The 22,031-nt window shown below is 44.8% G+C and carries 21 protein-coding genes, 1 tRNA gene and 1 riboswitch; of the genes, 13 read left to right on the top strand and 9 right to left on the bottom strand.

All coding sequences use genetic code 11. The features are described 5' to 3' along the window. Positions 1 to 28: 28 nt before the first annotated feature. The 4 genes from P9J64_13635 to P9J64_13620 are packed head-to-tail and all read right to left on the bottom strand — an operon-like array spanning position 29 to position 4,477. Positions 29 to 904, bottom strand: a complete 876-nt coding sequence (locus P9J64_13635; protein MDG5469365.1) for an ABC transporter ATP-binding protein — start codon at positions 902 to 904, stop codon at positions 29 to 31. Beyond that, complete coding sequence (locus tag P9J64_13630; protein MDG5469364.1) at positions 901 to 1,821, bottom strand: ABC transporter permease; 921 nt, start codon at positions 1,819 to 1,821, stop codon at positions 901 to 903. Before P9J64_13630 ends, P9J64_13635 begins: the two co-directional genes overlap by 4 nt. After that, entirely contained in the window at positions 1,821 to 2,900 is a 1,080-nt protein-coding gene (locus P9J64_13625) for an ABC transporter permease (GenBank protein ID MDG5469363.1), read from the bottom strand. The genes P9J64_13630 and P9J64_13625 overlap by 1 nt, the downstream gene beginning before the upstream one ends. Next, positions 2,897 to 4,477 (bottom strand): ABC transporter substrate-binding protein, encoded by a 1,581-nt coding sequence (locus P9J64_13620; protein MDG5469362.1) that lies wholly within the window; start codon positions 4,475 to 4,477, stop codon positions 2,897 to 2,899. The genes P9J64_13625 and P9J64_13620 overlap by 4 nt, the downstream gene beginning before the upstream one ends. Before the next feature lie 290 nt (positions 4,478 to 4,767). Between P9J64_13620 and P9J64_13615 the strand changes: the two genes are divergently transcribed. The 3 genes from P9J64_13615 to P9J64_13605 all read left to right on the top strand — a co-directional run bounded on the left by P9J64_13615 (position 4,768) and on the right by P9J64_13605 (position 8,090). Next, positions 4,768 to 5,820 carry a glycine amidinotransferase gene (locus P9J64_13615; protein MDG5469361.1) on the top strand — a complete coding sequence of 351 codons (1,053 nt, stop codon included), beginning with the start codon at positions 4,768 to 4,770 and terminating at the stop codon, positions 5,818 to 5,820. 528 nt (positions 5,821 to 6,348) lie between these two features. Beyond that, positions 6,349 to 7,044, top strand: a complete 696-nt coding sequence (locus P9J64_13610) for a Crp/Fnr family transcriptional regulator (GenBank protein ID MDG5469360.1) — start codon at positions 6,349 to 6,351, stop codon at positions 7,042 to 7,044. A gap of 74 nt (positions 7,045 to 7,118) precedes the next feature. Beyond that, positions 7,119 to 7,209: riboswitch (cyclic di-GMP riboswitch) on the top strand. 47 nt (positions 7,210 to 7,256) lie between these two features. Further along, a complete protein-coding gene (locus P9J64_13605; protein ID MDG5469359.1) occupies positions 7,257 to 8,090 on the top strand; it encodes a hypothetical protein in 834 nt (277 codons plus the stop codon). Between the two features lie 585 nt (positions 8,091 to 8,675). On the opposite strand, the gene P9J64_13600 is transcribed toward P9J64_13605, so the two are convergent. Continuing rightward, positions 8,676 to 9,113, bottom strand: a complete 438-nt coding sequence (locus P9J64_13600; protein ID MDG5469358.1) for a hypothetical protein — start codon at positions 9,111 to 9,113, stop codon at positions 8,676 to 8,678. A 598-nt stretch (positions 9,114 to 9,711) separates the two neighbouring features. Here P9J64_13600 and P9J64_13595 point away from each other — a divergent pair. From P9J64_13595 to P9J64_13580, 4 genes are read left to right on the top strand one after another with little or no spacing between them, the layout of a single operon-like run. After that, positions 9,712 to 9,969, top strand: coding sequence for a hypothetical protein (locus tag P9J64_13595; GenBank protein ID MDG5469357.1), 258 nt, complete (start codon positions 9,712 to 9,714; stop codon positions 9,967 to 9,969). Positions 9,970 to 9,980: 11 nt separating this feature from the next. Next, on the top strand, positions 9,981 to 11,051 hold the full coding sequence (locus P9J64_13590; GenBank protein ID MDG5469356.1) for a DUF1615 family protein: 1,071 nt from the start codon (positions 9,981 to 9,983) through the stop codon (positions 11,049 to 11,051). A 43-nt stretch (positions 11,052 to 11,094) separates the two neighbouring features. Continuing rightward, a complete protein-coding gene (locus tag P9J64_13585; GenBank protein MDG5469355.1) occupies positions 11,095 to 11,919 on the top strand; it encodes a hypothetical protein in 825 nt (274 codons plus the stop codon). Beyond that, a complete protein-coding gene (locus P9J64_13580) occupies positions 11,882 to 12,688 on the top strand; it encodes a transglutaminase domain-containing protein (GenBank protein MDG5469354.1) in 807 nt (268 codons plus the stop codon). Before P9J64_13585 ends, P9J64_13580 begins: the two co-directional genes overlap by 38 nt. 199 nt (positions 12,689 to 12,887) lie before the next feature. On the opposite strand, the gene P9J64_13575 is transcribed toward P9J64_13580, so the two are convergent. Both P9J64_13575 and P9J64_13570 read right to left on the bottom strand, forming a co-directional pair. Further along, positions 12,888 to 14,006 carry a hypothetical protein gene (locus tag P9J64_13575; GenBank protein MDG5469353.1) on the bottom strand — a complete coding sequence of 373 codons (1,119 nt, stop codon included), beginning with the start codon at positions 14,004 to 14,006 and terminating at the stop codon, positions 12,888 to 12,890. A 125-nt stretch (positions 14,007 to 14,131) separates the two neighbouring features. Further along, complete coding sequence (locus P9J64_13570; protein MDG5469352.1) at positions 14,132 to 14,887, bottom strand: hypothetical protein; 756 nt, start codon at positions 14,885 to 14,887, stop codon at positions 14,132 to 14,134. Between the two features lie 312 nt (positions 14,888 to 15,199). Here P9J64_13570 and P9J64_13565 point away from each other — a divergent pair, with 312 nt between their 5' ends. The 5 genes from P9J64_13565 to P9J64_13545 all read left to right on the top strand — a co-directional run bounded on the left by P9J64_13565 (position 15,200) and on the right by P9J64_13545 (position 18,980). After that, complete coding sequence (locus P9J64_13565) at positions 15,200 to 16,057, top strand: hypothetical protein (protein MDG5469351.1); 858 nt, start codon at positions 15,200 to 15,202, stop codon at positions 16,055 to 16,057. Between the two features lie 35 nt (positions 16,058 to 16,092). Then, a complete protein-coding gene (locus P9J64_13560) occupies positions 16,093 to 16,761 on the top strand; it encodes an AAA family ATPase (GenBank protein MDG5469350.1) in 669 nt (222 codons plus the stop codon). Between the two features lie 287 nt (positions 16,762 to 17,048). Next, the gene (locus tag P9J64_13555) at positions 17,049 to 17,408 is read left to right on the top strand and encodes a hypothetical protein (protein MDG5469349.1); all 360 of its coding nucleotides are present in this window, start codon (positions 17,049 to 17,051) and stop codon (positions 17,406 to 17,408) included. Between the two features lie 809 nt (positions 17,409 to 18,217). Next, positions 18,218 to 18,784, top strand: a complete 567-nt coding sequence (locus P9J64_13550; protein ID MDG5469348.1) for a site-specific integrase — start codon at positions 18,218 to 18,220, stop codon at positions 18,782 to 18,784. A 40-nt stretch (positions 18,785 to 18,824) separates the two neighbouring features. After that, positions 18,825 to 18,980, top strand: a complete 156-nt coding sequence (locus P9J64_13545) for a hypothetical protein (protein ID MDG5469347.1) — start codon at positions 18,825 to 18,827, stop codon at positions 18,978 to 18,980. On the opposite strand, the gene P9J64_13540 is transcribed toward P9J64_13545, so the two are convergent. Both P9J64_13540 and P9J64_13535 read right to left on the bottom strand, forming a co-directional pair. Further along, a complete protein-coding gene (locus P9J64_13540) occupies positions 18,977 to 20,422 on the bottom strand; it encodes a hypothetical protein (protein ID MDG5469346.1) in 1,446 nt (481 codons plus the stop codon). The two genes, P9J64_13545 and P9J64_13540, sit on opposite strands and share 4 nt — an antisense overlap. A gap of 120 nt (positions 20,423 to 20,542) precedes the next feature. Next, positions 20,543 to 20,618, bottom strand: a tRNA-Phe gene (locus tag P9J64_13535). A gap of 371 nt (positions 20,619 to 20,989) precedes the next feature. Between P9J64_13535 and aroF the strand changes: the two genes are divergently transcribed. Further along, a complete protein-coding gene (aroF, locus tag P9J64_13530) occupies positions 20,990 to 22,009 on the top strand; it encodes a 3-deoxy-7-phosphoheptulonate synthase (GenBank protein ID MDG5469345.1) in 1,020 nt (339 codons plus the stop codon). Positions 22,010 to 22,031: the final 22 nt, after the last annotated feature.

Here is a 22,031-nt window from a genome sequence, read left to right as displayed (position 1 = left end):
CGCAGGTTGTTGACCTCGATTGCCGACACTATGCAGACTCCTCATGTCCCAGCCAGGTCTCGCAACGCTGGAGGACGGCAAGCCTCTTTTGAGGTTCATCCAGTTTGGGCAATGAATTAAACAGCCCTCGCGTGTAGGGGTGTTGAGAGTCTGGCAACTCACAGGTTCGGCAGGTGTCCACTATGCGGCCAGCATACATAATGAGCACACGGTCACAGAATTTGGCCACCAGGTTCAGGTCGTGGCTTATGAAGAGAAGTCCTACGTGGCGGTTGGACACCATCTCCTCGAGGACCGATAGGACCTCCATCCTCACCGTAACATCCAGCGCCGAGGTGGGCTCGTCAGCGATGACCAGTTTGGGCCCGGCCACAAGCATCATCGCAATCATGATGCGCTGCCCCATGCCACCGGAGATCTCGTGGGGGTAGAGCTTGTAAACTCTCTCCGGGTTTCTTATCTTTACAGACTCCATCAACTCCAAAGATTGCTTTTTGGCAAAAGTCTTGTCACTACGCGAGTGTGCCAGAAATGCTTCGGTAATCTGATCGCCCACGCGCATGACCGGGTTGAGTGAAAACTTAGGATCTTGAAGGATCATTGAGATCCCTCCTCCACGTATATCTCTCATCTTGCGTTCCGGCAGGGTGAGCAGATTCTCATCGTTAAACAGTATCTGCCCCTCGGTATGGGCCGATTCTGGCAAGACTCTCATTATCGTACGCCCCAAAGTGGATTTACCGGATCCTGACTCGCCAACGATACCCAACTTCTCACAGCCCAGCTTGAAGGAAACGTTGCGTATCGCATGGATTCGACCACGCTGTGAATGGTAATTTACATTCAGGTTGCGCACGTCGAGGATCTCTTTATTCGTCGTGTTTACAGGGGAGGTCGTGCTCATTTCTCTTCGCTCCTCGGGTCCAGGATGTCTCGCAGGCCATCACCTAAAAGGTTGAAAGCGAGGCTCACGATCAGGATCGTGCAACCCGGCATTGTCGCCAACCACCAATGGTCAAGCATAAAGCGCCTTCCCGTAGAGAGCATCGCACCCCACTCCGGTGTTGGCGGTTGAGCCCCCAGGCCGAGGAAGCCAAGCCCCGCAGCGGTCAGCAATACCGACGACATGCTGAGCGTTATCCTCACGATCACAGAAGGCAGACAGAGCGGCATCAGGTTGAGAAAGATCACACGCGCATGTGATCCCCCCTGCAAACGCACCACCGAGATGAAATCATGCGAACGAAAAACCATCGTTTCGGCTCGAGCCAACCGCGCAAGCCCCGGCCATCCGGTAAGCGCGATTGCAATGATCGCATTATCCAGGCTGGCCCCCATGGTCGCTACAAAAGCCAGTGCGAGAACCAGTCCGGGGAAGGCCAGGAAGACATCTGTTATCCGCATCAGGAGGGTGTCGATCTTGCCGCCGAAATAGCCCGCAACAACTCCGATCGTCAACCCGACGGGGGCTAAAATGGCGGTTACCAGCATGATGATGTAGAGCGAGACGCGGGAGCCGTAGATTAGCCGGGAAAGCAAATCACGGCCTAGCTCGTCGGTGCCTAAAAGGTGGTCGCTGCCGGGAGGAAGCAGCCGTTTGGCGAGGTCCTGCTGGAGCGGGTCGTAGGGTGCCAAAAGCGGGGCGGCCAAAGCGACCGCAAGCAAGAGTGCGATTACGATAAAGCCGATCATCGCCAGCGGTTGCCTGGCGAACTCCTTCCATCCGAAGTAGACCTTCTGCGACCAAGCCTGGATCGGTGAGTTGACAGAATGTGTGGTCAGCCAGACCCCGAGGTCCATTTTCTTTTTGGGGTCTTCCATCAGCGCGTCCTCGGGTCGAGCACTCGGTAGAGCGCGTCGGCGAAAAGATTCAGGGAGACGAAGATGACGCCCACCAACAGTACACAGGCCATCACGGCGTTCATGTCACTGTTCATCAACCCGTTAGTCAGGTACTGGCCGAAGCCGGGCCAAGCAAAGACAGTCTCTATCAGCACCGCGCCATCGAGCAGCCCCCCGTAGGAAAGGATGATTATCGTTACCAGTTGTACTTTTATGTTGCGAAAGGCGTGATGCACCACCTGCACTCTGGAGAGCCCTTTCACCCTTGCGGTTAAGACATATTCCTGACTGAGTTGCTCGAGCATAAAGCTGCGGGTCATGCGGCTGATAAATGCCATCGACCCGGAGGCGAGGATGAGCGCAGGCATTATCACGTGTCGCAAGGCATTGCCCAGAACATCCCAATCCTGTGCGATGATTGAGTCGATCAGAATTGAGCCCGTCACCGGATCCACCGTGTCTATAAAGAAAATAGACACCCTCCCTGAGCCGCCAATCCAACCGAAATATGCGTAGAAGACCACCAACGCCATCATGCCCAGCCAGAAGTTTGGTATCGAGTGGCCGAGGAGCGAGAAGAAGCGCACGCCGTGATCCCAGGCGGAGTTGCGCCTTACCGCCGCAAAAATGCCGAGGGGCACGCCGGCGATCACACCCAGTATCAGAGAGAGCGTTGCTAGCTCGAACGTGGCGGGCAGGACCCGCCGTATGTCGTCGATCACGGGGTTGCCGGTAGTCCGTGCGATGCCAAAATTGCCGGTAGCAATATCTTTAATGTAGATACCGAATTGCACGATCAGGGGTTTGTCGAGGCCGAGCTCCTTGTAAACCGTCTGGTAGGTGGATTCATCAGCCTGTTCGCCGATCACCGCCAAAACCGGGTCGGTAGGCATGACCCTGCCGAGAAAGAAAGTCACAGCCAAGAGGACCAGTAACGTCAAAAAGACCATCACCAATACGCGACGAAGCTCGGTCATGGCAATGGCAAGATGCGATCTCCCGGAGGTGACTTTCCCCTGAGTGCTGCCCAGTTCTGAATCTTGCGTAAATTGCGTCATTTCTTTTTTACCGCTGAGGCGTATGAAATGGTTAGCGCATTCGCCTTGATACTTTCCACGTTTCGGCTAAGCGCCTTGATGCCCAGGCGCTGGAAGAGGAAAATGATCGGGGAGTTCTCCACGTGGTAGCGTTGTAGCTCATGGTAGAGCTTCTCACGCTTTAAGGGGTCGGGCTCTGTCTGCGCTTGCATCACGGTGGCGTTAAACCAATCGCTTGGATACCAGCCGGTACGCCATGCCACAGAGACCGAGTTATCTTCCGAGTTTTTCGGGTTATAACCGAAGCGAAGCATCACATTGTTGGCATCAGGGTAGTTGAAGCCATAACCGCCTATGTAAGCCTGGAATTTTCTGGCTCTCACCTTTGTGAAGAGATGCCCACTAGAGAGAGTGGTGATTTTTACATTCACCCCAACTTTCAGAAGATTCTCCTGAAAGTGCTGGGCGATGACCGGGTATGGCGCTGAGTTGGAAGTCAGTAGCTCAAAAGAAAACCCCTCCCCGGCCCCTGACTCCTGCAACAGACCCCTGGCTTTGTCTATATTCTTTGAGTAGGGGCTGAAACTTTCGGGAAGGGCCCCGAACATCCCGCGCGGCACCGGGGATTCGAGCACTATTGCTGCCTTGTTCAGTACCGTGCGGGCAATCGATTCGTAGTCGATCAAGTAGCGCATGGCTTTTATCACGCGGGGGTCTGAAAAAGTCGACATCTCGCGGTTGAAAGCCATGTAGATGATGCTGAATCTGGGGGTAAGCTTCAGGTAGGTGTTCGGGTTCTCTTCAATGGCGCTCAGGTCAGAGGGGTCAAGATCCGTGGCAAGGTCGATATCGCCCTTCTCTAACATCAGGCGCTGCGTGCCTGGCTCTGGTATGTGTCGTATAACGACGCGCCGTATCGGATTTTCCCTGCGTATCCATTCGTCGTTTCGCTCAAGTATCAGCACATCCTGGGCGCGCCAGGTACTGACCCTGAAAGGACCGTAGCAGGCTGTGTTGCGCGTCAGCCAGTCTTTGCCAAGGTCACCGTCGATCTCGTGAGAGAGCACTTCAACCCTGTCCAGCGCATGGGCCGATTTGTAGTCGGCCAGGGCATAAAGAAAGAGCGAAGGGGAGTATTGTTTCGGGGCGCTTATCTCCAGGGTAAGGTCATCGATGACGCGAACCATGTCACTGATGTTGTTCTTGTTAAATCCCCATTCCTTGAGAAGTTTGGAGCTCGCGAGGTTCAACTGGAGGCTGCGGCTCATTGACCAGGCCACATCATGTGCGGTAACAGGGTTGCCGGAGGGAAAGGTAAGGTTAGGCCTTATATGGAATGTATAGATGGAGAAGTCTTCGTTAACCGACCAACTTTCTGCGATGCCGGGCATCACCTCTCTTGCATCTTCCTCGTTTAGCACCAGCAGGGGTTCGCAAACGTTTCTAATAACGCCGCCCGTGAGCCTTTCTGCTATCGCCGCGGGGTCAAGCGTCATCACGCTGCCGAGATTCGCTGCAATGCCCAGCACATCAGCCGGCGAACTGTTTGTACCCGAGTCGCACCCGACCACACCAAGCACCAAAGCTATTACGGACAACCTCGTGAGCTTTCGAAACATTCATCTCTCCCGAACCGCTTCCGTAGACTTGAAATAATCTAAAATAGTTTTTCCAAGGGGGGGAGCATCGCCCCTATATCGTTAAAATGCTTGCAAATTCTAGTTAAATCTAGAGTTAATCTTATCATAAATATGATCATTGTGAGCCAAACGGCAAAATTTGTTTATAGTGTATGGAGTGCATCATGCGAATGGCGATTTAGATTCAAACAGTTGATTTCGACCTTTTTATAAGTTAGAAAAGATGAAAAGTTTATTTAGGGGGGTATATGGTAAATAGCCATAATGAATGGGATTCATTAAAAGAAGTAATTGTAGGTAACACTTTTCTGTCGAATTTGCCGGGACTTGAGTTGTCATTTAAATTGTTTTTTCATGACAGTTTAACTAGTGACGTCTTTGGAAACGATGTTTACAGCCAGAAAGGTAAAAATTGGAAAGGGGAGATAAAGAAGCAATATATTGATGAGCATGAAGAAGACATTACAGAAATGGTTCGAGTTCTTGAAGAAGAATCTGTCACAGTTAAAAGACCTAAACGCTTAGACAAGATACACCGATTTAAAACTCCGTATTGGGAAAGTGGTTGTGTACCTGCGTTAAATATCAGAGACCAGGCCATTATTGTCGGTAATGAAATCATAGAAACTCCACCACAAGTTAGAAGCAGGTTTTTTGAGAATGATCTTTTAAAAGAGATCTTTATGGACTATTTCAAAAAAGGTGCGAGATGGACTCAAATACCTAAGCCCATGTTAACGGATAATTCATTCGATATATCGTATCAGCTCAAAAAAGGAGTTCAATATGAAAAGCAGGCTAATCATTTTGATATCGGCTATGAAATCCTGTTTGATGGTGCTCAATGTTTAAGATTTAATAATGATATCGTTATCAACTGTTCGAATGAGAACCACTTGTTGGGTGCGCAATGGCTCAAAAGACATCTGAAAGGCTATAATTTACATGTTGTTAGGATGGTGGATAACCATATAGACTCAACTATGTTACCCCTGAGAGAGGGAGTTCTACTTGTAAATCCAAGAAAATTTAAAGAGGAACATCTGCCTGATTTTCTGAAAAAATGGGATAGAATTTTTGCACCTGAACCTGAAGCCCAACAAACTCTGTTGGCAAGTAAGTTTATTGATATGAATGTTCTATCTTTAGATCCAAAAAAGATCATGGTTAGCAATAATTATATTCCATTGATTCGGCTTCTTGAACAAAATGGATTTACACCTATTCCTGTCCAACTCAGACACAGAAGATTATTTGGTGGTGGCTTCCATTGCATTACCTTAGATACAATCAGGAGGTAATAAACGTGTCTTAAAGGTTTTTTTACGTCGGTTCATGGTGGACAAAACTGGCGGTCTTGGAGATTTCCAAATATAGAGAACGACACGTTGAAATTGGAATGAAGAGAACTGGCATTTTTGAGAATAAGCATAAAAAGCGGTTAAGGGCAGGGGGAAACGGGGCGAGAAATTACCGAAAGCAGAACGCTGGTTGACCCCATCTTGCAGGCTTCATTCGAAACCAGCATGTCAATAGCGAGTTGTCCTGTGAATTTCTGAAGTCGATCCTAAGCTGTCCTGCCAGGGTTACTTTTTTGTTGGCTTTTTTATGGCGATTTTAGGGGGGGCGTCGGAGACGCCAAGCCTGCCGCGACAATCTTTTCAGCCTGAACTGTTCCTTTGATTTTGAAATAAAAGTAGTTTTTTTAATGCTTATGGAATGACAATTAGTGTGACGTTTACACAAATTGTTTATTATGATGTTTTCGCGTGTAATAATGTCTAGCTTTTGATAAAGGTCTTCTCCCTGTTTTTTGGGCGGCACATAATATGGCAAACACCAGTGGCAATATGAATTTATTGAAACAGTCTCAGTTATTTGCTGACCTTTCCACCGAAGAGTTAGAGTCTATTTCATGCCGAGTTACACTGCGAGAATTCAAGAAGGGTGAAGTTATTCTTTACGAGGAGGATACCAACAGGTTCATGTATTCGGTCCTTGAAGGGGAGGTAAAGGTTTATTACTCCTCTGAAGGCGGTAAGGAATCGATCGTTGCTTTTCATGGTGCAGGTGACTCTTTCGGAGAAGTTTCTCTTATTGATCAGCAAACGACCCCGGCAACCGTCGCCGCTATGGAAAAATCACTGGTTCTTATTGTGGGTCGAGAAGATTTTTTTGCAATTATCCAAAATCAGCCCAAAGTCATGCACAAATTGCTTCTGCTGTTGTCAGGGCGATTGCGCCACTCCTGGAATCAAGTCCGCATGCTTCATTTCAACGATGCCTCTAACCGCGTGATGGCTTCAATGACGGAAATGGCTGCAGAACGCGGAGAGGAAGTGCCCGAGGGGGTGTTGTTGAAGCTGCGCCTGACACATCAAAATATAGCCGACATGACGGGCCTGACACGTGAAACGGTCACGCGCGTAATTGATAAATGGAAAAAATCGGGCCTGATGTCCGTCGATGAAAACCGCTACATACTCATTCGGCACAGTTTTTTTGAAGAAAATTTTACTTTGTGATTCAGAATACATTCTTCTGTTTGATCTCTTGTTAATATACTGGCAACAATTTAGATCAAGTTGTTTGGTCTATCCTCTGCCAAGAGCAAACCGTGGGAAACTGCGGGACGCAGAGCCACGGAGCTAATAGAAGGTTCTCCTTCCAATGCCAGCCGAGCCGCCAGGGATATCAATGCTCTGGTGGTTTTTTGTGTTTTTTAGGGAGGTTTACAATGAAATCAATTCCAGCGAGTCCTCGTGATAATAGAGTTAAAGGGCTTTCCGACGGTTTATGGCAAGCGCTTGTTCTGTCGCTGCTTGCGTTAACCTTGCTGTGCTTTTCTACCGAGAGCCACTCGGCGCAAATAACCTTTGCGCAGAATGGCTTGACGGTTAATGTTGCGCCTGGAGAAACAGTTGCGGTGCCAATTACAGTGGCATTGGAAGACACTTCTTTACCGAACAGCTATGCCAGCTTCGGTTTAGCCCATGTCGGTGGCACTCTTGATCGCAGTTGGATAAACAACCAAATCTATATGTCTTTGAACTCCTGGTACAAGACACGTCAGGCTGTCCTTCAGGTCAAGGTTCCTGCTGATGCGCAAGGTGGCATCTATAAAGGGATATTGAAAACTGTCTGGCTCAGGTCGAACGAGAGTGTTGCTCCTGCTGAGTTCGAGATCAATGTAGACGTTGATAGTTTTGTGAGCTGCAGTCAGGTCCCCTTGTTCTCGAACATTGTTGCCTCGCAGGACTCTATCAATATGCGCAACAATAAGCAGGTGCATGTAGAGCTGTCCGGGTCTGTTTCTGTGCCTGAGGGTTGCTCAATTGATAGTCCCCGGTATCAGCTCACGGACGAGTATGGCGAACTGGACAAGGTTGAAACTCTGCAGCTAGGTGCTGATGGAAGCTTTTCTGTTGCCATACCTATGGTAGCTTCGCGAAAAGGAAATGATAAAGACGGCAGGCTTTATACTGTTAAGTTTGAGGCAGAGAATGAGGCTGGTGTCGGAGAAAGCGTTGAGACCAACGTCGTTGTTATGCATGACAACGGTAAGAAGTAGGCTGTGTAGAAGCCTAAATTACTTTCGTTAAATGAAAAGCCCCCCGGCATCAAACCGGGTGGCTTTTTGCTTGTGGGGTTTGGGTGTGCAACCTTGAGATTTAAGACTTTTCTCAGTTTCATCCAGGACGTCAAGAACCATGCAAAGTAAAGGACTCTGTCCCTCAATGGCGGGGCTTTCTTTGGACTGCTTGATTGCCGTTTAGGCTATTACGGTCGGCGTCTTTAATGATTGGATTGAATGGCCGGAATGCCTGTTCATTGGCGTTTTCCGATAACAACGACCAGATCGTTTGGGCTAGAGTATGAGAATGTGCCAGCTGTCAGAGCAAGGCTGGTGTAGGGTGATGAAAGAGGATGATAGCAAGGGTGATAGCAACTAAGAAAAAGGCCTCGCAGTCGGTAGATTGCGAGGCCTTGTATCTTGTGGTGCCCAGAGACAGAATCGAACTGCCGACACGAGGATTTTCAGAATAGCAAGCTGCTAAAAATACTAATAAAAACAGTTTTTTAAAAAGATGCGCGAAAAATTGTACTAAATTGTCCGCGCCCCTGTCCGCATATAAACTACACATAGCAGCGCAACCTATTTGCTGCCGTTTTTGCTCTTTAGCTGCCTGCCATATTGCGCATGTTGCGCGATCAATTCGTCAAGCTCACCAGCCTGCACAGCTTCTTTAACCTTCAGCAGTGTTGCAGCTACCTGCTCTTCATTCTCAAGCTCAATTGCGTTCTTGCCTTTAGCAAACTCGATAGGCTTGCTGCCATAGCGAATGGTTAAGTTGATTTTGCCATCAGCAGTTACACTCCACCAACGCTTTACACGCTTTGCAACTTCGACCTTTTCAACATTACCGTCAGCGTCTTTTACACGCTTGATTTTAGTTGGCTGGTAATCGGCATTAGCAGCAAATGCAAGCTGCTCATAAATTTTCGCAACAAGCTTAAGTCTACGTGCAGCTTCTGCCGATGAGTTGCTGACTGGTTTATAGGACACGAATTTGAACGAATTTAGTACTGTCATAATGACCTCCTTTGTGTTTAAAAGCATTTTACTTTCAGACACTTGGGATGGTCATCCGAAATATAGAAGTTTCTGCTATGCTAATTACAAATCTAATTGGATTGGCCAAAATGTAGTAATCGGAACTTGATCTGATAGGCAGTGGTTTGGTTTTACATTCGCCCCTGCGTATTAAATATCCTTAGATGATGTAAGAACCCCCTGTGTCAGGATAGTTGTCGCCTTTTCTCTTTATGCAGCCTTGAAACATAATTCCTCTTCGGGGGTCGCAAGTTCAGATCTTGTCATCCCGACCAGTATTTACAGCAGCTAAGGACACCCTCCCGAGGTGGCCTAAGTATTTTATATTACTATAGCTGTCATTTCGTAGCCGCTCCGTAGCCGTAAAAGTACACCTTTCACAGACCACCTACACAAGCACTATATTCTGAACCTAACGTGTCTACTGATACCTGATTTTCTGGGCCACCACTTAGGTCTCAGCTACCAAACCTTGGAGCAAATTCCTGTTTTTATTAATGTCATAACGTGCTAATTTGTATCCTATTTTGTGTCCCACTATCAGAGGGATTATTGCATTTCACAGTTAGGGGGTATTATGAAAAAATCTTTTTTGCGAAGAACATCGACAATTATAGCCTTATTGATTTTACTCCTTTCAGCGGGGATTCACTTTTGGGGAGTTTACAATTCAGAAGAGACGAGTGCAGGATATGGAACGGGCCTTACTAACCCACAAGAGATAAAGATAGTTTTAGATGCATATCATTTACAAAAACAATTAACTAATGTAGCCATTGCAGGAGGCATCTTTGGTTTGGGAGTTTTGTGTATACCCTTAGTTCGTAAGAATTAGTAAATACACAGATGAAGCGCAAACACATATATACGGTCTCTTTCTTAATTTTATTGTCGGTTATTTTTTTTGATGACATTGACAGTTTAACAACAAGTCATGGCGTTCCAGAATCCAGACACGAGAACGCCCTCATTGAACTATCTAAAAGGTTTTCGTACATAGAACCTGATGCAAACTACAGCAGTTATTGTGACGCTATAAAATTAAACATTAATAAATATGGATACAGAGAAGGAACCTACTTATACAATACGATTTATAAAATCATCATTACAATAACTGCTCAAGAAAGTGGTTTCAGGGAAAAGAATAGGCTGTTTAGGAACTTACCAATATTATCTGAAAGCGTCAGAAATTATTTTCCTTGGTTTTATAAAAACAAAACTTCTGGCCCTATGGAAGTTAATATCACCAACTATTGTCGTGAAAATAAAGTTAGCACCGATTATGCGATTGACAAATTACATTCTATTGATGAAGGCATAAAGGCAGGAGTCGACAAACTAATTCCTATAATAAATTCACATATTAGTGGCACAGGAAGTAAGGATTTAACACTTAAAAGAGAATTTGTTTTTGCTGATTATTGCTCAGGCATATTCTCTTGTCGCAACGCCGCTTTGCAAGCACGGGTAAATGATTTACTTGGCAAGAAAGAACTAGAGCTTGACGGAGACCTACTAATATATTCAAGTAAACTCAATGAGGAAATCGTTGAGATAGGTTATCTTCCCGATGGCAGTGCTTATCTTGTCGGGCAGAACAATAAACCGGTTAAAAATGTGTCTATTAAATCTGCCACTGAAAGAGCTGTTGAGGAAGTAACTGATTTAGACCCAGCCCTGATTAGAAAAGACCTTGTATTATCTAAGACCAAGAGTTTTGAAGAAACCAAAACATATCTTGCATTAATGGATTCTGTGGCTCAAAAGCATCAGGTTCCAATTGATGCAAGGATGAGAGGGAACACATTTCTAAGAAAAATATCGTCATTTCTAGGTGAAGCAGATAGCGTCACAACTTATGTCAATATGTGCGATGAAATTTATAAATCCATCCATGAATTTGATGAAATTTAACTGATTTCAAGAGTGACAAACAACTCGCATTAAAGGAGCCTTTATGTATAGCTACTATTTAGAAAGCATTAAATCACGAGCCAAAGATTCAAGTATTGAGTTAAGTGAAACCCTCGAGAAAGAAATCCGTTTAGGTTTAAAAAGAGACCTTCAAGCACAGAAGATTCCGCCTAACACTCCTGTCCCTAGAAGAAAAAACATTATCAAGTATCTGTGCGTTGTTTCTAAAGCTAGTGGCTCACCAATACATGCGTTTAAGTCTTTGCTATCCCCAGGCAGCTGGACTTCAAGTGGTGGTTCTTTCAAACTGGCAGAAGATTGTGGATATAACATTACTGATATACTTCTTGAGATAACAAGTTCAAGAGAAGGTAAAAAGGCATGTAACTATTTAGAGATAGGGGCTGGCTATGCCGGTTTTTTATCAAAAGATAAAACAGGGAAAAGGGCTGGCATAGCTGAATTATATGATACCCATAAAGACCTTATTGGTGACAAACTGTTTTTACACTTCACAAATTTAAGTAAATGGCACGACAATCTTCCTGAAGGAATTTATGAGCATCCCGCTTTTTTAGGTTCAACACTTTTGTCTCTACGGAAGCTAGAAGAATGTCCCGACTATTTCGATGTAATATACTCTCAATGTGCAGCATATTTTGACTACAACTACCTCAAATTTATTGAGCAGGCCTGTAACATGCTGTGTCCTTCTGATAAAGGAGGTTTGCTAATATTCAATGGGAAGACAGAGTTGGACCGTCAGGCAATAGAAGTGGCAGAAAGAGAAGGAACCACTTTAATTTACAAAGAAGAGCTTGGAGGCATGAATGGCACGTTTTATGTTTTCAAAAAAAACAATGTTTAAGCCTTTATTGTTATTAGTCGTTTCTCTAATTCTTTGTGGCTGCGATAATAATGCAATCGATGCTGCAAGTACTACAAGTGAGAGCAAAAGAGTTGATAGTCAGTCATTGATCAAAGAGAAAATTATTGAACAAAATGCGAGGATTGAAGCTGCGAGAGAAAAGTACAATAAGGAAGTGCCTTGGAATTTAAATATATTTGTAGAAAACCTCACTGAGGGGTTAGAAGAAAAAGAAGCAAGGATTGCATTGTTCAAATTTGTAATGGAGCAACCTTACAAAATCAGGAGCTGGCACTCCCGCTCTGGTGTAGAACTTTTCGATACAGGGAATGGGGATTGTAGGCACAAAAGAGAGGCTCTATACTACTTGTTCAAGAGTGCTGGCTTAGAGGTAAGAAAGGTAACTGTTCTTTATAATTATGCAGACCTTCCTATACCACCAGAAATTCTTAATTTAATCTCTGAGACTCGTGACTTCCACAGTGGAATGGAAATAAAGATTAATGGTGAATATGTTTATGTAGATCCAACTTGGGATTCTGGTTTAGCTAAAGTAGGGTTTCCAGTCAACAGTGATTGGGACGGTGAGTCACCAACAAGAGCTATCACAGGAGGTGAAACTGTCACCATCCCACACAGCGATTACAATAATATATCTGAGCTTTATAATAAATATGGGGTACGTTGGCCAAGAAGGTCTGAACAAAACAAGTTTGTAAGAGCCCTTAATTCATGGTTGGATGACATACGAAGCACAAAACAGAATTAGACATATATGCAACTCATGTTGTAACCCTCCCTGTTTTAGTGCCAACCATTATGAGACAAATCTAGTCATCTCATTTACTATAAATCTCTCATATTTTTTGGCGCTGTTCAAATTTCTTGAAAAGCACAATTACTGCAGACCCTGACAAATAAGAATGGCCCCTCCAGAGCGGAAGGGCCATTTTTCATTCTATTGATGGTTATTCATAATGGAAAATGCCGAAGAGCCTACCTGCAGATGTTTGCATAACTTTCCCGTGCAGTTGTTGCTCGACATCTCGTTTTTGAAGTTTAGCTTTTATCTGTGTGTTAATGGTCTGTGTGGGAAATTTCATGTCCATAATTTCTGAGTAATTTTGCTTTATTAGTGTCTCTACTACCTCGTTACGAAAACCATAAAATAGATATTTGTTCTCATCAACTTTATGCATGTCTCCAAATCCACTATTATCAAGTATTCTCGTTTTGTGTTCGAATGAAATCGGGAAGGGAAAAGGCTCACCATCCGGTTTAGAAAGGGGCAAATTGTCAGTTCTTTCTATTTCCTCTTTTCCCAAAAGTCTTAGAACTTGAAGCTTGGTTGACAATGCAATTAAGAAGTGTGATTTAGATATTAGACTCAACTCCCTAAGATAAAAGTTTAATCTAGACAATAACCGTAATTTCCAAGGGGAATCGTATTCGTTGTCTGAGACAGGATCAAGGATTCGACAGTGAGCTAGCTCTTTTGAGTTGTCATATGAGGTGATTACGCCATAAAGAAGATTTTCATTCCTGATGTCTTCTCTTTGGACCTTTTTTTTGTTTTCTATATCTAACTTTTTATCTGAGATATATGTTTTCTTTTTAGGGTCAGCAAAAGCTCCTTTGCATTCAACTTCGACTATGTTGTTACCGTCTGAACTTATTGAGTAATCTAAGTCCTTTACTTTGGATATTGGAATTATATTCCAGTCAGCCTCTGTTAACCCATGAATATGACTGATAACAGAAAGACCTGCACCAATACCGACATTCACAGTAACCTCTTCTTGATCATATGCATTGTCGAAAATAGCAGTGATTGTATTTGAATTTTCGTCAAGATAGTCATTAAATTTATCAATTCTATACGGAAGCTTTTTTCTGAAATCTGAAAAGTATTCAAATCCTGGGTGATTCCTTTGTTCTTTGAATAAGGAATAAATCAGAAAATCTTCTCTCGAAATTTCTAGAATCTTCCCATCGATCTTGGCGATGTTTTTATATATGTGTATAGGACAGCGTTTTTTTAATTCGTTCCTATGTTTATCGTTATAAACAGAGACTTTAATTTCCATGATTCTTGCCTTTGGATTCAATAGATAAAGGATTGAAGCAAGTGGCGACGATGCGCAGAATTTATTCTAAGATACCCACATAATAAAGATACAGTCTATCGGTTTTGTTGTTTAAAACGACATTGTTAGACCGATGGTTTTTTGCTGTTTGGGAACTGACCCTTAGCCGTATTGGCAATGATCGCCTTTGCTTCTCTCACATAACGACTAACAGTTGCAGTCATTACATTGTGTTTGTCTGTAGTCTCATATTTCCCATCATTAGGTTTGGGCATCGCCGTTGGCACCAATCTCAAATTCTCTCCAACCTTCCAAAGCGGCACTTGCTCAGATTTAGGCAACTTCTTGTTCTCAATGTAAGCATCATACGTAATTAATCTGACTCGCAATGTGTGTTGGCTGAAATTTCCGTAAAGCGGATATTTTGCGGTGCTTTTGACTTGGCCTAATGACACCCTTCCACGTTTGCCTTTGTGTTCACGCTTGAGGAAGTTGGCAAAGTACTGCTGAAGCTTGCGCCGTCCAATACTCATATTGACAGCAATCACTTCAATGTCATCAGGCCAATCTTCATCCCACTCGTCCTTACTGTCCAACTGCTCTAAACGTACCTCAACGGGCTTTTCTGCAAACAGCTTTGCTCCGCGCTGTAAACTCCCACCCCACCAACTGCGAAAGTCATCACTGCGCACATCACCAAAATCCTCATACAGCCAAGCTAACTCACCAGTTCCGCCAGCATCACAGCAGGCCAGGTAGTCCTCGTTCCTGCGCAAGTAGTCCCACCACCAATAGTAGGGGCTGCGCTCCATTAAATGTTGTATGGCGGGTTTGTGCTTAGTGCCGATCAGCGGGTGTATGGCAAGGAAGCGTAATTTCATCTTAAACCGTTTCAAAACGATTATGAGGGAAATGTTAACAACTAAATCGCAATGAATAGTTAGAGTCGATGTTTATTAGTTGATTTGAAATATACTCGCATTTGTAGACAGCAACAACACAAAACCAACGTCTACATATCTTTTAACCCTTTTTACGAAAGCTAAAACAATGTCAAACAAAACTGCAAATCCTAACAAAGCAAGTCCACTAAGCGTCACAAGTCTATCTTCAGTGCGTACATGTCAGCGTTGTGCTGACAAAAAACAGGCAATAACGCCATCACCCAACTCCCTTATAGAGAGGAACAGATTATGAACAAGAAAAGCAAAACAGAAAACGAGCAAATCGACGTGAACGAGAAGAATTTGGCAGCGAACGCACTTATGGCGTTTAAAGATCGTTTTGAAACGATTTGCAAACACAGACAGGAGTGGGAGCAGACAGTATTCAGTACAGCAAATAAGAGCCTGTATGAAATGCTCGCAGACCTGTACAAGCTGTATGACGAAATGAACAGCGAAGACAAGGCTACTGAAATGAAGAGAGCGTGGCTGGTAAAAGAAGCTAAGCGGCGCGAAATTATATTTAAAAGGAATAAGCCGTCGTTGATCGAGCTGCTGGTTAAAGTTGCCTTCACTAGCACACAAAAAGACAGCAAGCGGGTTAGCTCATATGTACGTGTGCTAAATGTCATTGCAAATACGGAAGGAGTATATGCAGCAGACATTCCACTGTGGATTGAAGAGCAGGGCGGCATTGAAGAAATACGTCAGCAGACAGCAAAGAAGACGGCAACGCGATCTGAGCGTATTGAAAGAGGTAAAGAGATTGTGGCTAGTGTAGATACGTTAGCTTCCGTCACCATCGATAGTGCGTACGCATCAGGTAACGTCAACAAGCCTGTTGTGCTGGTTGGGATAATGAACGCTAGTGGCGTAATTGACATTAAGCATCTCTGTGTTGAAGAGGACGAGAAGACAAAGATTTCTGGCAAATCTGCCATTAGTGCGGCTTTGGCTAATGTTTACAGTACGCACAATGCCAAGCATAAGAACGACGATCTAAAACAGAAAGCTGAAGAGAGCGCTGATGACAGTGTGGACAACAGGCAAAAAGTTTTAGATCTGCTCGCACAAGTAAAAGGCGACAAACAGACACTCGCAGCCTAAATAACTATTAACCATATAAACTTAGGAGAAAAATTATGAATTACATTACTGCACCGAAAACGACTTCCGATATGGTCTTTGCGAACAAAGGTATCGAAAACAAATTGCTAGATATTCTATGTCAGAACTACCCCTTCCCAATAAAAGGCGGGAAAAACTCCCTGATTTTGTATGGGGTGCCTGGCACTGGCAAATCTACTTATGCAGAGGTTTTTCTGAATGATTTTGAAAAAACTTTTGGCGGCAGCAATCCAGCTATACATACGACCGACTGCCAAAAAACAAAAAATATAACGAGCATTCTCAGCACATGTAATGCCATTGCTGACAAGGCAGGTATCTTTACCTGCTCCGGCCATCATTATTTCATTTTTGATGAAGTCGACAATCTTACAACTGATGGGCAGAAAGCGCTAAAGTCATTTTTGAATAGGACAAATATCGTATGCGTTTTAACGACTAACTATTTGCATGACATTAATGAAGGCTTAAAGAGCAGATGCGTGCAATTAAACTTTAACGCAGCCAGCGAAGATGATTGTGTTGAGCGCTTTAAAAAAGTGCTAGCAGATAATCAGTTACCAATACTTCCTGATGTAGCATTGAGGGAGATTGCTAAATCCAATAATGGCGATTGGAGAGAGATGATACCTCTACTCCTTTGGGCTGCAACCGAATATAAGAAGTTGATGCTAGCCGCCTAGCCCTTCCATCACTCAGCCTAATGCAATTTAAGCCTCTTCGACGGAAGGGGCTTTTTGCGTGGTGAAAAGTATTTTAACCGCGTACAGCATAGTGAGTCGTTGAAATCTGAAATAGCTTGTCGTTGCTATACGAAAGTTGGGTCTAGCGAGTCATTAGACCCAATTTTTGTATTTATTGTTGATTTGGCAGCGGATCCGGTGGTGTTGATAGACAATCGCTCTTCTGCGCAGATCAAATAAAAAACCATCTTTTTCAGCCATTTCTTTTCAATCGCATAAATAACTTTATGCACAGACGTAATAAAAAAACCAATTTACACTGGTACGATGAAAAACGATTAGAGCAAAAGGACAAACAGCACGAGAAGATGACAGAAACGTGGCTGAAGGAGAACGGTCTGAAAATGAAGACTTTTCACTCCTTGCCGCTGGAGCTGGTTCAAGCCGCAAGCATTGCCCATCACTTGCTGACTGATTTTCCACATTTGCTTAACGAGGCACAAACAGAGGCACTGAAAAAATATTCAGAAGTATTCAATAATAAGCGGCTACGGAAGAAGATCACACAAACACAAGCGTATCGTGTTCTGAATATTGGTAAAAAAGTGAATCGGAAACTGTTCAGGCAACACAGGCAACAGGCATAAACAGGCAATACAGGCAACAACAGGCATAAGAGCAGATAAGCCACTGCATTAACAAAGGGCAAAAACGCGGGGTGGAATATGACGGCTAATGCCCCCGCACCCGTCAGCAGATTGCTGCGAAGATCGCTGACACATGGGTGGGTGCCGCAGAGCGACCACGACTAAATGTGGTTAGGAAGTTTGAATACGACCGTCTTCCTTTAAATGGCTCTTCTCGCAGTCGTGTTTGTGGTTCTCTTTCACTGACCAAAACACGATGACGACGGCAGTTCTGTTTTTTTTTAATGGAAACAGTACATAGCCGTCGTTTTGGTTTCAACTTCCCTAACCAATCTAGTTCGCTTCGCTGCTAAGAGACGAGAGATAAGCGATGAGCGCAAGCGAAGAGCAGGCGAACGCAGTTTCGCCTTCCACAATACCCCACAAGCAAAATGATAGAAGTGTTAATGCTTGCTCGCTGTTGAGGTGGCATAGGTCAAAAATCACCAGTTCAGAACGATAAGTACTTCATACAGAAAAAACGCAGCAGACAAATCAGCACAGCACAATCCCTCTTTGAGCTTCTAAATGACCTTACAGCACATGATCGCTGAGCAACGAAGGGTCACAGCTATATCAGACAGCGCTAAGTGGTTTATGCGTTTTTCGGATTTATGAACAACTCCAAAGAAAATAATGAAATTCATATCGGTAGCTGCTACTTCGGCGTTTTTTGGAAGGAAACTAGCGGAGCATTTTTCGGTAGGAATTCAACATCAAAGAAAACAAAATTACACATATAAATTATTTGGTTGAAAGGAGAAAAAACAATGGCACAAGCGAAAACACTCACCCAAGCAGAAATTGATCAGGTTTTACGTTATGTAGCAACCACCCGTTACCCAGCTCGCAATAGATTGCTGGTTCTGAGCAGTATATGGAGCGGCATGCGTGTTGGGGAAATTGCTGCTCTTAAAATTAGTGACGTGATGAACGATGAGGGCAACATCAAACACGAGATTCGTTTAACAGCCCGACAGACGAAAGGACACTATGCGCGAGTGGTCTTTTTGAATGAGAAATTACGAGTTGAATTGGCAGCGTTTCTATCGCAGCGCAATACCCAAAACAAATCATTGCCGTTGTTTGCTACAGAAAAGTCAAAAGGCTTCTCTGCTAACACGCTGACGCAGTGGTATTACTGGACGTACAAAAAAGCAGGCATCAGCGGTGCCAGTAGCCACAGCGGAAGGCGCACATTCATTACCTCGCTGGCCCAAAAGGGAATTGGCGTACGGGTGCTGGCAAGTTTGGCAGGTCATCGATCCATAGCGGTGACACAAGTTTACATTGATGTGAATGATGAAATGAAACGGCAGGCAGTTGAGTTGATTTAAATTTACTGCTGATAAATACGTGTAGGAGAGATAATTTTTTATGCGTATTGAAGAAGTCGTTACAAGCGCCGAGCAACGTAGCGTTGACTTAAAAAAGCAAGCTGCAAAGAGGGCACAACTCTCAGCTAAAAAAGCAGCCGCCAACCTCAAAATCCGTAAAGCCCAAAAACAACTCCAAAAACTGAATAGCGCTTAGTTGTCATTCTCTTTGTTTAATAGCTGTTCCAGTAGTTGTTGTATCTGCCCATCCTTTTTTGCGTTCTGCTCTAGTAGCTGCTGTATTATCTGGTTGTTGTCTTGTGCCGCTTTTTGTTTGTCCTTTTCTGCACGTCTTTCATGTCCTGCAAATTTGTTTGGGTTGTCGCTAACTGTGAAATGGCTGTAGTGCTTCTCAAGCATATTTACTTGTGTGCCCATTTGTACACTTAAGTCGTCGAAGCTAATGTCTTTGTAGCGCATACGTGATGCATAAGTATGACGAAGAGAGTAAAGGGTTCTGTCATCTCCAAAGTCATCTTTCAATAATCCATCTTCCTTGCCGTCAACTTTTATCCATTTCAGCATACGTTTGAATGCTTTGGTGAGTCGCTCTTGTACTACAAGCTCGCCGTTTGGATAGCGGAAGATATACTCGTCGCATTCAAACAGCTTGTCCCAATCCAAATCTTTCAAATTGTCGAATCTGTTTTTGATATTTTCCAACGGCTTCCAGCAGCCGTATTTAACGCCATCTTCACGAACATGGGGTTCGTAGCCAATAACAACACGCTTTATTGTTTTGCTGTGTGGCAACGAGAACTGGATGCTTTCCTTGTCGTGCTGCTTGGTGATGCTCAAGTTTTTCCATTTTAAGCTAAGGATCTCACTGCCAGGTCTCATGCCTGTGTTAACCAGTATGCGCACAACGTCTACTAGCAGTTCTCTTATCCAATATGTTTTCTGGCTTATGTTCTCAATACCATTGCGACCTTTTTGGTGAAGCAGTTTTTCGCTGTGCTGAATGTAGCGCCACATGTTGGCATTGAGCTTTTTCATTTCTTTGTTGTTAAAGTATGGTCGCCTTTTCCCCTTAACGCCGTCATTTATGGTTTTGGGTATGAACTTGATGAAGTTCTTTTCTTGTGCTTTGCGGAAGAGATATTTGAGGGCTGAATTGTGGGTGGCAATAGTGGACTGGGTCGGCGCATGGCCTATCATCTCTTTGCGCTTGTCTGAGTACATACGCAGGGCAGCAGTGTCGATGTTGTGGCACATGTAACTGCCAAGTATTGGCTGGATATATTTGTCTATAACCTGAACGTAGTTTTTGGGTGTTTGCTGGCTCGTTCTTTCTGCTTCATCCAGCAGTTCTTTGCGGCATAACTGACATATGCTTGAGAACCTACGTGTTACGTCAATCTTACCTGTCTTCTGCGCATACTGTATCTCTCTGTAGCGCTCTTCAGCTACAGCAATAGCCTTTTCAAAGTCAGCACACTTCGTACTGTAAACAACCCATTCTCCACTGTTTCGACGTATACGGGCTTGCCAACGTTTGCTTCGGTTTCGCTTGAATAGGACGACAGCACCATTGCATATGGTGCGTTCATCTTTGTTAACAATATTGAGGGGTTGGGGTGTTTGCTGTTTATCTGACATAGGGCACCTTTATGAAAACAGCTAAAGATGAACCTATTGTAGCATAGAAAGTGCGCGAAGAGTGCGCGAAGAAAAAAGAAAAGCAGCGACTCCGGTAAGCCGCTGCTTTTACTAAGTAAATGGTGCCCAGAGACAGAATCGAACTGCCGACACGAGGATTTTCAGTCCTCTGCTCTACCGACTGAGCTATCTGGGCGGGAGAAGGATTTGTAACCAAATGCGAACTTTATGTCAAGAAAAAAGCTGTCGCTGATTCTTTGCTTGCTTTCCGATGTGCTTTTTGTTACCAACAAAGTCTCAAAAACTTCATGAAGGTGGCGTCGGCATGAAATCTCAAAGTTGGTTGTTTACAGGTTTTTACTTTTGGTTTGGCAGCTTTTTTGGCTTGCCTGACCGGGGTGAAGTCTGTTGACGGTCGATTGTCGATAGAATTACTGAAACCACGGGCGGGCTCAATCGGGGCGCCTGTGGTTTTTTCGTTTCGGGAAAGTAAACGATGAAGGCCGCCAGGAAAGCCCTGCCGGCCTTTATTTTTAACCGGAACTTTCCCAAAAAGGGGACGAGAAAATGATTATAGTAATGCGCAAAGGGGCCAGCAAGGACGAGTTGGCAGCGGTCGAGAGTCGGATTGCGGAGTTGGGCTACAAGCCTCATGTGATTCATGGTGACACACGCAATGTGGTCGGTGCTGTCGGTGATGAGCGAGGCAAGGCTGTGCTGCAGTCGATTGAATCGATGCCGGGCGTAGAAAATGTCGTGCCGATCCTCAAGCCCTACAAGTTGGCGAGCAAAGAGGTCAAGTTGGAGAGGACTGCGGTTGAAATTGCTCCTGGAGTTATTGTGGGCGGTGATCAACTCGTGGTCATGGCCGGCCCCTGCTCGGTAGAGAGCGAGGAGCAGATTCTCGAAACCGCCCATGCCGTCAAGGCCTCAGGCGCAACTGTCCTCCGTGGCGGTGCTTACAAGCCGCGCTCCAGTCCTTATTCCTTCCAGGGTATGGAAGAAGAGGGCCTCAAGCTTTTAGCCATGGCCCGCGAAGAAACCGGGTTACCGATCGTGACCGAGGTCGTGAATCCTCGCGATGTTGACCTGGTCGCAAAGTATGCTGATGTGATGCAGGTTGGCGCGCGTAACGTGCAAAACTTTGCCTTGCTCAAAATGCTCGGTACACTCGACAAGCCGATTCTTCTCAAACGCGGCATGTCAACGACCATCCAGGAATTCTTGATGAGCGCCGAGTACATCCTCTCCGAAGGCAACCAGAAGGTTATCCTTTGTGAGCGGGGTATTCGCACCTTTGAAACAGCTACCCGCAATACTCTGGATATCTCGGCAGTACCCGTACTGCAAGAGCAGACCCATCTGCCGATTATCATCGATCCTTCTCACGCAACGGGTCATGCTTCGCTGGTACCGAGTATGTGTTACGCTGCGGTGGCTGCCGGTGCTGACGGCCTGATCGTCGAAGTTCATCCTCACCCTGAAGTTGCTGCGAGCGATGGGCCTCAGTCGCTGCGACCCGCTGATTTTCAGCTGATGATGACCAAACTTGCCGAGTTTGCCAAAGTTGTCGGTAAAACGCTTTAATTGAGTTAAAGCCGGGAGCAAA

Source organism: Deltaproteobacteria bacterium IMCC39524 (assembly GCA_029667085.1).
Classification (GTDB): domain Bacteria; phylum Desulfobacterota; class Desulfuromonadia; order Desulfuromonadales; family BM103; genus M0040.
This window is presented reverse-complemented; position numbering and strand designations above follow the sequence as displayed.